At 66.3% G+C, this 14716-nt stretch carries 9 protein-coding genes; all 9 read right to left on the reverse strand.

The window, feature by feature from the left end; translation table 11 throughout:
* A partial coding sequence (locus tag GTW51_RS23540; protein WP_203566007.1) for a hypothetical protein occupies window positions 1-503 on the reverse strand: 503 nt, incomplete at its 3' end.
* A 113-nt stretch (window positions 504-616) separates the two neighbouring features.
* Complete coding sequence (locus GTW51_RS10010) at window positions 617-895, reverse strand: hypothetical protein (protein WP_163043791.1); 279 nt, start codon at window positions 893-895, stop codon at window positions 617-619.
* Between the two features lie 13 nt (window positions 896-908).
* Complete coding sequence (locus GTW51_RS10015; protein WP_163043792.1) at window positions 909-3365, reverse strand: hypothetical protein; 2457 nt, start codon at window positions 3363-3365, stop codon at window positions 909-911.
* A 62-nt stretch (window positions 3366-3427) separates the two neighbouring features.
* Entirely contained in the window at window positions 3428-5995 is a 2568-nt protein-coding gene (locus GTW51_RS10020; RefSeq protein ID WP_163043793.1) for a hypothetical protein, read from the reverse strand.
* Between the two features lie 3 nt (window positions 5996-5998).
* Entirely contained in the window at window positions 5999-8512 is a 2514-nt protein-coding gene (locus tag GTW51_RS10025) for a hypothetical protein (protein WP_163043794.1), read from the reverse strand.
* Complete coding sequence (locus GTW51_RS10030; RefSeq protein WP_163043795.1) at window positions 8509-11463, reverse strand: phage tail tip lysozyme; 2955 nt, start codon at window positions 11461-11463, stop codon at window positions 8509-8511. Before GTW51_RS10030 ends, GTW51_RS10025 begins: the two co-directional genes overlap by 4 nt.
* A gap of 4 nt (window positions 11464-11467) precedes the next feature.
* Entirely contained in the window at window positions 11468-12031 is a 564-nt protein-coding gene (locus tag GTW51_RS10035) for a hypothetical protein (protein ID WP_163043796.1), read from the reverse strand.
* Window positions 12031-14091 carry a phage tail protein gene (locus GTW51_RS10040; protein WP_163043797.1) on the reverse strand — a complete coding sequence of 687 codons (2061 nt, stop codon included), beginning with the start codon at window positions 14089-14091 and terminating at the stop codon, window positions 12031-12033. Before GTW51_RS10040 ends, GTW51_RS10035 begins: the two co-directional genes overlap by 1 nt.
* Complete coding sequence (locus tag GTW51_RS10045) at window positions 14091-14714, reverse strand: phage connector family protein (protein ID WP_163043798.1); 624 nt, start codon at window positions 14712-14714, stop codon at window positions 14091-14093. Before GTW51_RS10045 ends, GTW51_RS10040 begins: the two co-directional genes overlap by 1 nt.
* Window positions 14715-14716 lie beyond the last annotated feature (2 nt).

Consider the following 14716-nt stretch of genomic DNA (forward strand, 5'->3'; position numbering starts at 1 on the left):
GGCGCCAATCTGACGACCGCCCCGGCCGTCGCCCCCGCTCGCCCCGAAACCGCAACCTCAAAACCCGAACATCCCGAACCGCGCCGCCACCGCGAGCGCGCCCGAAAAGCATGGGCGACACCGACCCGACAGTGCCGCCAACGTCCAACGGGACTGTCAGGCGCGCCCTGATGCATGATCCGGGCTAGAGTTTCAAGCGCGATCCCTAGATCCCACTGTCCTTTGACGTCCGAAGGATCTGTGGATTCGAGAAAATCGTACTGCGGATAAAGGGTCTTTGCCTGCGTCAAGCCCCCTTCCCAGCCGGCATCTAGCCCGAGATAGCGGGAAGGGACGAAGGACAGGTATTCCAGTGATCGGGCATTGAAACAGCCCAGCTCCAAGACGGAGCCGCTCATGCCTTCTGTTTGTTTGCGGAGCCAGTGGAACCTGCCCTCATGCACCGCTTTCCGGAAGCCTCCGGAGAATAGCCGCTCGTCGTAGCCTTTGGAGTGTTGCTTCATACGCCCTGTCCGCTGCCGCCATTGGTGCGGCACCAAACTCCGACGAGAGACACCCGTCAAGGGCTACGACTGTGTATGTTCCTAGCAGGCTGCCAGATCCGCGAGGGGCCGGGTCACACCTCGAGCGCATCCGCAAATTCGGGGCACTCACGAGTTAGCGCCTCATATGCCTGGAGTCCGATCCGGTCGGCACCCTTCGACAGATCCGCCTCGAATTCTATTACTCTTTCCCAGACCTTCTCAAATCTCCTCTCAAATGCTTCTTGAGAGATGAAGCCCCGGAAAATCACAACGCTCGGGGCGTGCTTACTCAGCGTGTCGAAATTATTCAGCCGGATGTAGAGTTCACGCTCTTCACCAGAGTCTGTTCTGGTGACAACCTTGATAGCCATTTCACTTGATCCTTTAAGCTGCGATTGCGCCAGCCGTCTTGATGACGGCGGTTGATCCGATTGTTCCTGATGTCGTGCAGACGTAGTACATGCTACCGCCCGAGGAGAGGTTGAACTCCTCCCACACATCCCCGCGCACGGCCTCGCCGCTTGTGGGTGCGCCTATCGTTCCGGTTCGCTTGCGGAAATTGCTGGTCGCGAGGCTAGCCAGGCCCCGGCCTATGTAGGTCCCGCGCGGCGTGACGTTCCAGCCAGCACCCCAAGGATGACTTTCATCTGTGAAGTATGCTCCGACGTTATTAGCGGGGCTGCCCACGAACCAGCCCCACAATCCCGCCTGACCGAGGCCGCTGCTAGAAGGTTTGAATTGCATCACGGCGGGGCCGCCAACAGCACTTGCACCAATCGAAATCGGCTGGTTTATGCCGCCAACAGTAACTAAATATTCAAGTCCCTCTAAACCAAATCGGCTTGACGACATTATCATTCCGAAATCGATGTCGGCTCCGCGCACCGCACCGCCATGGACGTTTCCAGTTCGGGCGCCACCCAAAGTACCTCCATCCACGGTAGTCCGACGGGAGAACGAACACGGATGCCCAGGTTCAGAGTAACACCCGTTAAACTTTGTGTATGCATTGGGGTAAACGGTCATGTAACAACCGTTTGCTCCTTGGGCGTGAGTCCCATTAAAGAGTGATCCAAGAAATGATTCGTCGACGAAGCAGTATGCACTTGAAGAATGTGTATAAACGTCGTTTATTTTAACGATATTCCCGTTTACCCCCATAATTACAACGTTGTTCTTGTTCCCGAACGAATATCCGTAGTTCAGAACAGACCCGTTCACATTTGCCGCGCTGCCTGTTGGGGTGATTCCTGAGCCACAAAGCAGAATTCCTGCCCCGGCGAAGTCTCTGGTCACCCACACGCCGTCAGTACGAAACCGACCGGTCGAGAACACACCACAGTCGTAATGGCCGACTATCGCGCCCGTTGCCGCCGTGGCGGCCCCGACACCCAAGGTTAGCGTGGTTGTGCCCCCGCCTGAAATTATCTGAGTACGGAGATCATCGGAATATTTTATGGACGCATTGGGCACAGAGATCGTAGGCGCGTTGCTAAGAACGACAGTCCCATTGGAGCCGCTGTTAGACGTACTGACAACATAGGTTCCAGCTGGAAGTCCTGCGCCGACGATATTCACCACCATGCCAGGGCACATTCCCACACTGGCGGAGTTGCCAAATCTACGGCAAGTGATCGTTGGATTTCCGGCCTCACAATCAGCTTTGGCAACATTAGGATTTGCAAGATCATTGGTGTAGCCGGCGCCATTAATATAGATAATTTGGCCGTTTTCAAAATCTCCCGGCGCAGAAAGCGTTAGGATGCGGGTGCCCGCAGCAATCGTTCCTGTTACGGTGTTGGTGTTCTTCCCACTCGCCCGAGTATCAATATTCTCTATGCACCAATCAGCAGCGCGGGACGTGAACCCGGCACTTGAGCGACCGATGAATGCGGTCACCCCAGCGGGAACTACAACAACGGAATTGTTACCCGACGAGCCGGTCGCTCCATCACCGTAGAAGGTGACATTCGTCTCTATGACGGTGGTCTTCGACTTGTAATACTGCCCCACCACGCGGATGCGCCCGCCCAGCAGCCCGAGAAAATCGCGTGCGTCCTCGAGCGCCTGCCAGTTGTCGGTTGCCAGCTCAGGAAAGCCATTCCAATCGGCAACCGCACCGAACTGCCGAATATCAACGACGTCCCCACGGACGAGCTCCCAGCCGGCGCCGTCGCCGGAAAAGAACCCGCCCGGCTTGGCGCCGTCACCACGTCGATAGAGACCCTCGCCGCCAAAGCCGGGCGCAGCAAAGCCGCCCGTCAGAAGATGCGTCAACGCGGGGCCGATTAGCGCGATTTCGGCGGCCGCGCGCGATGAGATCGGAACCGGGTTGAGCGTATCCTTGGCGTAATAGTCGCCGATCAATCCGCGAAGAAAACTGTCGCCCAATGCACGAAGGGTCGCCTCCAAGGAATCGGCGGAAATGCGCTCGAGGCGTTCGCCCGAAAGATCGACATCGAGCTGGTTGCTGTCGCGCCGCAGCTCCTGCAGCACCGTGCCTTGGCGCGACAGTTCTCCTTCGAGACCGTTGGTGGAAACCGAACCGCCCCGCGTCACATCGGTTGAGCGTTCGTGAAGCCGCCGGGAGATCACAACGGCACGCTGACCAAAGGTCAGGGCCGGCGAAAATCGCACGGTGAAATCGTCGAAAAGTAGGCCGGCCAACTTGGCGACCGTCACCGGCTCGAGCGCGAAGTTTCCCGTACCGCGATCGACTTCCGCAATGATGTCGGCGGGATCCCAGATCTTGAACGCAAACGGCCCATAGGTGGCATTGCCATCGCCAGCAATGGGGGGTGAGGCGCGGAACGATCGGGGCAAAGGATAGGGATTTGTCATGCCGGACCTCGCTTATGGTCCGGCTAGAATGACTCGCGCGACAGTCGCTTAATTGCCGACGCCTAACGGTTCGTTATCGCCGGCGCGCGGGCGAGCTCGGTCTGTCCGGGCGGCCACCAGTATTCCTGCCCGGTCTGCGATTTCAGCTGCGAAGCCTTCGCCTTGAAGCTCTTGTCGGCGTCGGGATCGACCAGCCATTGCAGCTGGTCGAGCATCAGCCGGCGATAGGCGCCGCGCGTTGCCCACCAGGACGAGGCGACCGGCGTATAGCGCCCGGCGAAATTGACCGCCTCGCGGCCGAGCTTGGGATCCTCGCCGGTGGCGAATTGGATGGCGTTGCCGACGGTGAGCTGCGCGGCATCGTCGAGCATGGCGACGCCAGGCCCGATCAGCGTGCCGGCAAAGCCCTGGCCGAAGCGGTTGCTCGAGCCGTTGACGAAGTCGCCGAACAGGCCGAAGCCGCCGCCGGTGATCATCGCCTTGAACCAGAAGCTCGGCGCGCTCATGTCCTCGAGATCCTTGCCGTCGGCGAGCGACTTGATCTGGATTGCCATCGCGCCGCCCAGCGTGACGCTGAGCACCATGGCGCTGGCATAGGTCGCGGCCGAGCCGCGGCCGCCGGACTGGCTGGCGAGGATCTGCTGCAGGGCTTCCACCTGCAGCGTCGTGAAGGATAGGCCGAAGCTCTTGAACTGCAGCGCGAAGTCGATCGCCTCGCCCGCCGGCGTGCCGCGCGGCAGATTGCCGGTGACGAAGCTCCGCGCGTTCGGCGTGCCGGACGGCACCGAGCGTTCCGACCAGCTGGACGTCAGCTCGGCCAGTTTCTCGGCGACCTCGCGATGCCGGATTGCCCGGAGCTCGGCCTGCGCCGCCGGATCGACGACGGCCTGGCTGGTGTCGATGTAGCGGACTTCGCCGCCCCGCCGGGCGATCTCGGTCGGGGTCACGAAGCCGGCGGCATCGATGCTCGCCCGCATGATCTCCCAATCGTCGGCATTGATGCCGAAGCCTTCCATTGTCTCCCGCAGCCGTCCTGGCAGCGCGGCAAAATCCTTGCCGGCCTCGTCGGCGAGCGTCGACTGCCAGGCGCGCGCCTCGACCAGCTTGCGGCCCGTCGTCAGCGGCTTCAGGCCAAAGACCATCATCGAGCGGTCGACCAGATATTGCGACCAGTTGTGCCCCAGCATCGGGCCGACGAACCGGGCCTCTGCTTCGATCGTGTGAAGGTAGTCGTCCCATATGACGCCGGCGCGCACGATCTCCTCGCGCTTCGATGCCTTCAGCATCGTCAGCATCGACCCGAAATCCTTCATGATCGGCAGCCCGGCCAGGCGCCGCGACGCCTGTGCGATGAACGGATCCGTCGTCGCCGCGACGACGCCGGCGGCGCCTAGCAGCGCCGAGTTCATCACATTCTTGACGCTCGCCGTCGTGGTAGCCACGCCAGACGCCGCAGAGGGTCGGCCGCGCAATTCGGCAAACAGCGCATTCAGCCGCCACTCGGCGAAGGCGCCGGGTTCGGTGCCGCGCGCCCATCTTGCCGCGTCCCGCGCCACCTTCGCCAGTGACGCCTTGCCAACGTCGCCTTTGGCGATCTCGGAGCGCACGCCCTGGATCATCCAGTCGACCATCGCCGTCGGATTGGGGCCGAGCTCCTCGAGCATGGCGATGTCGCGCGCCATGCCGTTGACGTGCCGGAACATCGCCTGCACCGGATCGCCGTCGCCGAACTTGCCGTTATAGGTCAGCCAGTCGTCGGCCGACTTGAAGGCGATGAAGCGATGATCCTGGCGTTGCGAGGCAAGAGCGCCCTTGCCGCGACCGCCGGCCATCTTCGGCGTGTGGTGGGCCCAGCCGTTGGTCGTGATCGTCTCGAAGACATGGTCGAGCGCCTGGTCGATGCCGTGCGCGCCGACGGGCTCGCCGGTCAGCGGATGGCGCATCTTGTCGGGGTCGACCAGCGGGCGGATGAACGCCTTCCACTGGTCGCGCCCGGCCTGACGGATAGCGAGGCCGTTGTGCGAGTGCGGCAACCCGAACTCGTCAAGCTTCGCGATCGCGCCGCCGGCGTTGTTGAAGCGCTGACGCAGATCCTCGAACACCGACGACAGCGAGCCGGCGAGGCCCTTGGCCGTGGCGTCGCCCGACGCCTGGCCGTGCAGCTCGCGCACCACGTCCTTGATCAGCCCGGCGGAGGCGTTGCGCCGGCCCGTCACCAGGTCACGCGACACGGCCGTCATCAGGTCGGTGAGCTTGCCGTGCGCCATCGACAGGATCGCTTCCTGGCGGCCGCGCACCGAGCTGGCGCCGGCGTAGCCATAATGCGACAGCGTCTGCACCGCAGCCTCGTACACGTCGGCTTTGCCGTTCTCGTCGCGATAGTCGAGGATCCGGCCTTTCAGCCGCTGGCGGGCCTTCTCCGTCAGCACGGCGCGGCGGCGCTTCTCGATCGCCTGCGCGCGCAGCTCGACCGCCAGCTCGTCCTGCGCCGCCTTCGCCGCCTGGTCGTCGCCCAGTTGCGCCCGCTTCTGCGCGAATTTCTGCTCAAAATCGCGATTGAGCGCCTCGCCCTCGTCGCGCGAGATCGCGCCCTGGTCGATCGCCGAATTGATGCAGTCGATGAAGGGCATGGATCAGCTCCGGCAGGAATCGACAAGGTCGGCATAGTCGCCGTCGCGATCGGCGCGGACAAGCAGATCCTCGCCGGTCGCATAGACCGTCTCGCCATCGCTCGTCTTGCCGTCGGGGATGACGTCCCAGATCGAGGCCTGACCTTCGGCCTCGAGCTCGGCCATGGTCGGCGGCATGTCGCCGGCGAGCTCGAGCGCGTCGGGCGATGCCGGTTCCGGCGCGACATCGGGTCTGAGCTGCGGCTCGGGGGGCGACAGAAGCGATCGCAGCCCGTCGCGCTCTATCAGCGTGCTGACGTCCGAAACGAATTGACGGGCTTCCCTGGCCGCGGGAGACCCCTGCGCGAAGCGGACCGCTGCCGCGTTCAGCGCGTCGGAGATCGGGCCGCGCGTGCGGGCGAGCTTGTCGACGATCGCGCCGACCGTCTCGGCCGTCACCGCGCGGCTGGCATTGCCGGTATTGTCCAGGACGTTGCCGGCGGCCTCGATCACGTCGGCACGCTCGGCGAGCAGGGCGAACAGCCGCTTGTCGGCCTTCAGCGTCCGGATCGCCTGGTCGAGCACCTTGACGCGCTCGCCGATCAGCGTCTTCGTCAGGTCGAAGCTGCCGAACATGTCGACCTGGCTTTCGTGCCGCACGCCCGACGCGACAATCTCCTCGAGCAGCAGCCGTGCCGCGCGGTCCGACGCCGGATCGAACTTGGCGAGATCGGCGATCGCCGCCGCATGCAGCGCCGGATCGGCGATCAACTCGCCGACCAGCGCCGCCTTGTTCTCGTCGACGACGCCGTTGACTGCCATGCCCCATGCGTCGTCGGAGAGGCGCGCCAGGCCCGTCGCCTTGCGGATCATCGGGCCGGTGGTCGGCAGCGCGTCGTCGAGGATCTCCGGGCGATCGCGCATGATTCGGGCCGCGTCGATCGCCTCGCCGGATCCTTCCTGCAAATTTTTCTTGGCGGCCAGCGCACGTACATCCTCGGCCGTCCAGCCATCGGCCTCGCGGAACAGATAGCCGTCGAGCCGCACGGTCTCGTCGCCTTCCGCCTTGATGCGCCGCGCCAGGCCCATGCGCTGGTGACCGTCGGCGACATAGCGCTTGCCGTCGGCGCGTTCGTGCACGATCACCTTGCCGGACGCCGTCGGATCCCACGACTTCACGCCGCGCAGCCGGTCGGTCACGCCGGCTTCGTCGCCGCCGCCCTTGTATTGATAGGTCGCTGCGTCCGTCTCGAGCGCGTCCGGATCGAAGCGCTCGAAGGCGACCGGCTTGTCGCGAACCGACAGCGACCGCGCTGGCGCCGGCGTCGCCTCGGACAGGATAGGCACTTCCTCTGCTGGCCGCGGCGGCTTCTGCACCGCACCGCCCGGCGCCGGACCATCCGCCTCGAGGCGCTCGATGCCCTCGCGGATCAGTCGCGACGCCTCGTCGGCCGTGATGCCGTCGGGTACCGGGCCGAAGCTCGCCTCGTCGAGCGCCTGCTGCTCGCGGGCGACGTCGAAGACGCGGGTCTCGAAATCGTCCATGTCGACGCCGAGCCGATCGGCGACGACGCCGAGGTCGCCGGCCTGCGGCTCGCCGATGATCACACGCTCGAGCGCTTCGCGGCCGGGCGCGTCCGTCACCTTCAGCGCCCGCGCGGCCTCGCCGGCGCCGCGCACCAGGCCGCCCAGCGCGCCGCCGAACAGGCCGGCGAGGCCGACTTGCTTCAGCGCCGGCACGATGCCGCTTTCGAGACCGTTCTCGGCGCGCCATTGCTGCGCGGAACTCTGCACGACGCCCTCGACGCCGGCGTTGATGATCGCTTCCGTGGCGATGGTCTGGCCGATCCGGCCGAGCACCGTCCGCGCCGTGCCGGCGCCGCCGCCCAGGAATACGGTCGCGATCTGCAGCGGATCGCGCAGCGCGCCGCGGAACGAACCGGCGAGCGTCGCGGCGACGCGCGACACGCCAGTCATGTCGCCTTGCCCTGCCGTGGTGAGGCGCGCCTCTGCAGCCGTCACGACGGCTTTCGTCTCGTCGGCGAAGTCCGGATTGAACAGCGCCGCCTGGTCGGGGAACTTGCCGGACAGCTCGCCCAGCTGGCGGTTGAAGTCGGCCAGCGCCGTCGCCGCATCGCTCTGGGCGCGCCGGCGCGTGCCGAACGGGTCGATCGGCACCGCGAGCGGCCCGCCGGCGATCGCCGCCGCCTTGGCGGCCTGCAGCGGGTTCTGCAGCTGGACGCCGGTCGCTTCGTGGATCTGCGCGATGCGCCGGTCATACGCCTCGAGCGCGGCATCCTCGCGCGAATAGGTGTTGTCGATGAAGGTCTGCGCCTCGTCGGTGGCCGCGTAAAGATCGCCCATCCGGCTGCGCGTCTCGTCGTCGAGGAGGTCGCTGGCGAGATTGCCGTATTGCGTGGCGAGCCACACCGACGGCAGGTAGCCGGCGGCGCCGTCGCTGAGGCCCAGCCGCTCGCCCGCGAACGTCATGCCGCGGCCGCCGACGCCGTCGGGGCTTTCCGACAGGAGCAGGGTCATCGATAAGCTCCCGGCACGCGCGGCTCGAGCACGCGGCGCATGCCGTCGAGCGCCAGGACGAAGGGCCGCCCGTCGGCGCCGCGGATCCACTGCGGATCGTCGGAGGCGGGATCGCCCGCAGCGAAGCGATAGCCGCCGGCGACGGCCACGGGGCGCGCCGCCTTGATGTCGGCGGCCGAATAGGGCTTGCCGTTCTCGCGCACCGGCGGCGCCGAGAAATACGGTCGCGCGCCCGGCCGCGACCGTCCCATGTCCTGCGGCGCGAGATCCTGGTCGCGGATGGCCTCGATCAGCTCGCCGAAGCGATCGGCCCGGATCGTCGGCGGGACGATCGTCCGCGACGTCTCCGACGAAATGAAGCCGGTCGAGCGACTGACATCGGCGAGGCCGCCATACTGCACGCCCTTCTCGAAGACCGCGCCGGAAGCTTCCTGCAGCGCGCGCTCGAAGATCGGCTTGATGTCGTCCGATTTCGGGTCGACGCCGAGCTGCACGGCGCGCGCCTTGGCGATCGCATGGGCGGCCTCGAGCGTGCGGTGGCCGTCCATCGGCACGCCGACAAAGGCGTCGCCCAGCGTCTCGGCCGCGACCTGGTTGCGCAGCTCGAATTTCACCGCCGGATATTCCTTGCCGTCCGGACCTTTGCCGTGGCCGGCAATGACGTCGCGGGCAGCCGCCGCGGATCCGCCACCGGCGAGGATGGCACCGGCTTGCTGGATCGCCGGCGCCTCGTCGCCCAGCTCGGCCAGCAATGCGCCGGCGCGGCGTCCGGCGCCGGAGATCAGGCCGCCGGCGACTTGCGCCGCCGCGTCTGGATCCTGCGCTGCCAGCGCCTTGATCGCGGTCGCCTCGCCGGGGCGCAGATACTTGGCTTCCACCCCGAAATGCTCGGCCGCCGTGTCGGCCTTGATGATCCGTGCGCGCACCCTGTCAGCCACGGCATAGGGATCGGTGCCGGCCTCGAGGATCGTCTCGTCTTCGGGCAGGATGCCCTTGGCGACAGCGGCGCCAATCGGATCGCGCTTCACGTCGGTTTCCATGCGCGACAGCTCCCGTCGCGCGAAGTCCGCCGCGCCGCTGGCGATCGCCGCCGGATCCTGCTCGAGCTTGCGGACATAGTGATCCGCCTCGTCGAGGCTCTTTTCGCGGATGATCCGGGCGGCGCCGATCTTCTCCATGGTCTCGTCGACGATCGCCGCACCGCCCGGCGCCGTCTTGCCGTCCAGCATGAAGCGGCCGATCGCGTCGGCACCGGGCTCGATGCCGCGCGCGGTGAACTCGGCCAGCTGGTCGCCGCGATCGGCGAGCGCCTTGGCGGCCTGCGTCCCGGCGGTACGCTTGGCCGATTCCTGCCGCTCGAGCGTCGCGTCGATCACCGACCAGCCATCGGCGTCGACGCCCTCGAGCGTGCCGTCGACGAAGTCCTGGCGCATCGTCTCGCGCAGCACGGCGACTTCCTCCGGCGTCGAGAGCGCGGCGCCCTGTTTGCCGTAGAAGCCGACGGCCGCCTCGCGCCGCGATCGATTCTTTGCCTTGAAGGCGTCGTCGGCGTCCATCACGCCGCGCGCGACGGCGCTGTCATAATGCGCGTCGACCGCCTGCTGCGCAGAGGCGAGCGCCGCGCCGGCGTCCTCGTTGCTGGCGTCGAAGGTCTCGATCAGCCTTGCCTTGCCCTCCTCGAACTCAGTCGTGCGCTCGAGGAACTCGAGCCGCGTCGAGATCTGCTCGCGCTGTTTTTGATCCGACAGCGCCTGGCGCCGGTAGGGCTGCGCCATGCGCTCGAAAGCCGTCTCGTAATCGGCGGCGATCTCGGGAAAGACGTGATCCTCGCGGTGGACGGTCCGCAGCGCTTGCAGGCCGGTTTCCAGGGCGGCGGGATCCGCGCCGAACTTGTTGAACACGGCATCGATATCGGCGCGCATCGTCGAATCGAGCCGCTCGAGATAGGTCCGCGTGCCGGCGGCGTCATAGGCGCGATCGCGGATCGTGAAGCCGCCGGTCGGGCGAAACCCGCCAGCGCCGGAGCCGGAGATCTCGACGACAGCTTCCGCAGGCGCCGCCGCATCGGCGCCAGGCGGCGCCACGTCGCCGCCCGTGGCGAGGGCCGTCACGGCGCCGGCAGCGCCCTGCGGCGCCGGTGCCGCGGCATCAAGCGCCGTTACACCCGCGGGCGCGTTCTGCGGCGCCGGTGAGCCGCCGCCGAGGGTGGCTGCCCATTGCGCATAGGCGAGACGGTTCGACCAGCCGTGCCCGGCGCGAGGATTGCGCGCCGAGTAGCCCTGCGGGCGCTCGAAATGCATCAGCGCTTCGGTGGCGGCCTCGAGCGTGCCAGCGCGCTGCAGGCCCGTCCAGGCGGTCTTTTCCCGCGTCTGCAGCTCGTGGACGAAGAAGTCCATCTGCAGATCGGTGTCGCGCCAGTTGGCGCCGCGCTTGCTGGCGAAATTCTGCAGCGCCGTGCGCCGCTCCTTGCGCCACTGCCAGATGCCGGACGACGTGCCCGCATCGCCATTCGGACCATCCGCCCGCAAGGCTGATTCCTGGCGACCGTGGCCGGCGGCGGCGGCTGCTGCGACTGGCGACAGCCCGCGCGCGATCAGCCCGTCGCGGACATAGCGCGCGCGCGCCGTGAGATCGCCCGGAGCCGCAGTCGAGGCGGCTGGCGCGTAAGCCATGGGCGATCCATCCGCCGCCACAGGCACCGGCAGGCTGCCGTCGATCGTCGCACCGGCGGGCGAGCCGGCGAGCCCGGCCGCAAGGCCTGCCGCGGTGCCTTCCTGCTCGGCCAGAAAGTCACCGACCTGACCGGCGCGACCAGCGAGCCGGTCGAACGCCGACGCCACGCGGCGCTGCAGTCCGCCATCGTCGCGCTCGACGCCGAGCAGGCCGTCGGCAAGCAGCGGATCGACTTGGAACTTGCGATAGCCGACGCTCTCGGTGCGCTGGTTTGCCATGGTCTCAGCCCCGCAGGAGGATATTCGACGCGCCCTCGGCGCCCTGACCGAGATCGGTCAGCAGGCCGGCGCGGCGGGTCGACTTGGCGCGAGAGCGATAGTTTGCGGCGCGCTCGGTCAGCCGCGAAACCCGCGTCTGTTCGGTGCCGTTCGCCGTCTCGATGCCGAGATCGGCTTCGCGGAAAGCTTCGCGCCGCGCCTGGCTGGGCGTGCCGAAGGAGAGGTCGACGCCCGAGGCGGCCGTGGCGACGTTCTGCTCGCCGATCGCGTCCATCATCGCGCGCTTGATCGAAGTGCGTCGCTCGACGCCTTGCAGCGTCTCGAGCGCCTTTTCGCGCTCGGCATCGCCGGCGGCCATTTCGAGCGCGTCGGCTTCGGTGTTAGCCGCGCCGATGCCGGCAAAGACCGATAGCGCCGTCGCCGTGCCCTGCAGGATCGAGGCGATGGTCGAGCCCGTGGTCGCGGTCGCCGCCGCCGTTCCGGCCGCCGTGGTGCCGGCGGCGGCCGGAACGGTGGCGGCACTGCCGCCGCCGATAAGGGACATGAAGGCCGACGCAACCGCTACCATCAAAGTTTCTCCTCGAACGTCACGTCACGCACTCTAAGCGGGCCGGGCCGGCGTTGAGTGATCACCGCCGTGGTATCGAGAACCGTCCCGGGGATCCCCGCTACGGTTACCAGTTGCGTTTTTGCCGGCATCGGCGCGTCGACGGGGTCGGCCGTGGTCAGCAGCGGGACGTCGATCGGCGGGGTGTCGTTGGCGCCGATCGCGATCGACGTCGTCGCGATGACATTGACCTTCAGCGTGTGGATGCGGCCGGGGCGGCGGGTGATCGTGTCATCGCGGTTGACCTTGACGCGCGGCATGGACTGCCAGACCGGCGCCACCCATTCGCCGACGGTCATCGTCTCGCCCGGCCAGCCGGTGGCGATCGCGCCGCCGGAGATGGTGAAGGGGCCGATCGTGTAGCCGCTCGCCGTCTCGGCATAGACCGTCGCGCCGTTGGCATGGTGCAGGCCGGTGACGACGCCGGCGCCGTTCGACACCTTCACGGCGGCCGAAAACAAATACGTGTCCGGCGACAGGATCTCATAGGCGAGGCCGTCGGCGCGCTGCACGACCAGCCAGAGCCGGTTCGACGCATCGACGCTGACGGACAGGACTGGCGCGCCGACGGAATACTCGTAGAAGGCAGTGATTTCCTGGTCGCGGATGACCGTCGCGCTGATCAGCCGCCCGTCGGCGCGCAGCATCCAGAGCTTGGTGGCGTCGGTGTTTTCCGAGCCGCGCTGCAGCGCCGTCATGACGATGTTCTCGACCAGGTGGAACGCAAGGAGCGATTCCATCCGCGCCGTGAAGGCCGACGAGATGTCATCATATGCGGTCGAGAACAGCACGCCGCCGCGCTGGCCGACATAGTAGATGCGGTTTTCGATCTCCACCGGCACCGTGCCGCGTGCGAGACCGTTCTCGGTTGTCTTGACAATGTTGAGCGGCTTGTCGCGCTCGATCACCCGGTCGGTGATGAAGTATTCTTTTTCGTCGGTGAACAGCAGGACATACTTGGAATCTTCGACATGCAGGATTTCTTCGGTCGAGTTGGTCCGGATCGCCTCGAGCTTGGCGCCATCGGCGCGCTGCGCCTCGGTGTTGACGTTGAAATACTCGCCGACCTGGCTGAACAGCAGGCCCGACGGCTTGGCGCGAAGCGCGGCGTAGAGCAGCCGGTCTTGAATGATCGTCGCGAAGCCCGGCCAGCCGCGCGACGCGGAGATCGCCGGCTCGCCTTCGGTGTCGCCGATGACGGAATGCGCAGCCAGGGCCGACGCCTCGCTGGTGTTCACGATCTGCGCCGACAGATCATATTCGGCGCCGGTGAAGTCGCCGCCGAAGGTGATCGTCGCTTCCATCGAGTTGCCGCCGGCAGAATTGGCAGCCGTAACGGTGACGCCGACGCCCAGCGACGGAAGATCCTCAAGGGCCGCCTGCAGCTCTGCGGCAAAGGCGGGGTAGTCGATGAGTCCATCGTCGCCCGTCGTTGTGACCGGCGCCGTCGTTTCCCCATCGACTGTCAGGGTGACGACACGCGCATCGTTGTCTTCCGCCCAGCGGATATAGACGATCCAGACGTCAGACGTCTGCGCGTAAACCCCGCCATAATCGACGTCGGGGATCCGCTCATAGGGCCAGGAATCGACCGTCCAGACAGCGTCGCTCTCTCGCAGGACGCGCACGCTTTCCAGATCCTTGTGAAAGATCCCGATCGTGTCGGCCTCGGCATAGATGCCGGCCTCCGCGGCGATCGGCGCCGTGATGGCCGGAATCGATACGATGGCGACCAGGACGAAATCCTTGAAGATCTCGAGCCGTCCCGGCGCGATGCCGATATGGAAGCTCTCGGTTCGCGAGCGCTTGAGCTTGAAGAACCGCGGTGCGGCGCTGGCCGTTGAGAGCCCGATCCGACGAGTGCCGTTGATGTTGCGAAACCCCGCCTGCGGGATCGGCTCGACGTTGAGATAGCGCAGCCCAGCCGAGTAATATTGCTTGATGTCGACGCGGCCCGCGAGATCCTCCGCCAGCTCGCCGGCGTTCATCGACTGCTGGCCGGTTCCCGGACGAGCGACCATCAGGAATACCGGGCATCAGTGAGGGGATCGCGCCACCGATTGGCCGAATCCGGCGGATCACTTGCGACGTTCTGGCTGATCAGCCGCCCGAACAGGCCGCCGGTGCCGCCTTGGCTGGACGTCCCGAAAGCCTGCTGCCAATAGGTCGCCTCGAGATCCTGGTCGGACTGGATCGGCACCGCCAGGGCGCCGGCGAGGGCTGTGGTGAAGGCGGCGCGGAAGGCGGGATCCCAGATGGCGGGATTGACCTCGACCTTGCAGCGGGCCCAGACGTCGAGAACGTCGGCAAACAGTTCGCCGCCCTCGATCGAAAATTCGCGCAGCGGCGCGTCGCGCCGCGGGTCGGAAAGGATTTTAAGCGGCTCGCCGATGCGGTTGCCGGGCAGGCCGAAGCGGTAGCACCAGCCGTTCTCCGGCTCGAGCTCGATGCGGGTCAGTCGATAGGTGGCCCTGCAGAAGGTCCAGTCGTGCAGGCCGAAGCAATGCGCGACGAGATCCGGCCAGACCGCGTCGACCTTGCCGGAAATATGGTTCTCGTCGTCGATCGAGAAGGTTGCCGCCTGGCCGAGCTTGATCAGCGCGCGATTAACCAGCGTCGCTTTGTCGATCACCTGCTCGTCCATGG

This window comes from Aurantimonas aggregata (genome assembly GCF_010500835.1).
GTDB classification, from domain to species: domain Bacteria; phylum Pseudomonadota; class Alphaproteobacteria; order Rhizobiales; family Rhizobiaceae; genus Aurantimonas; species Aurantimonas aggregata.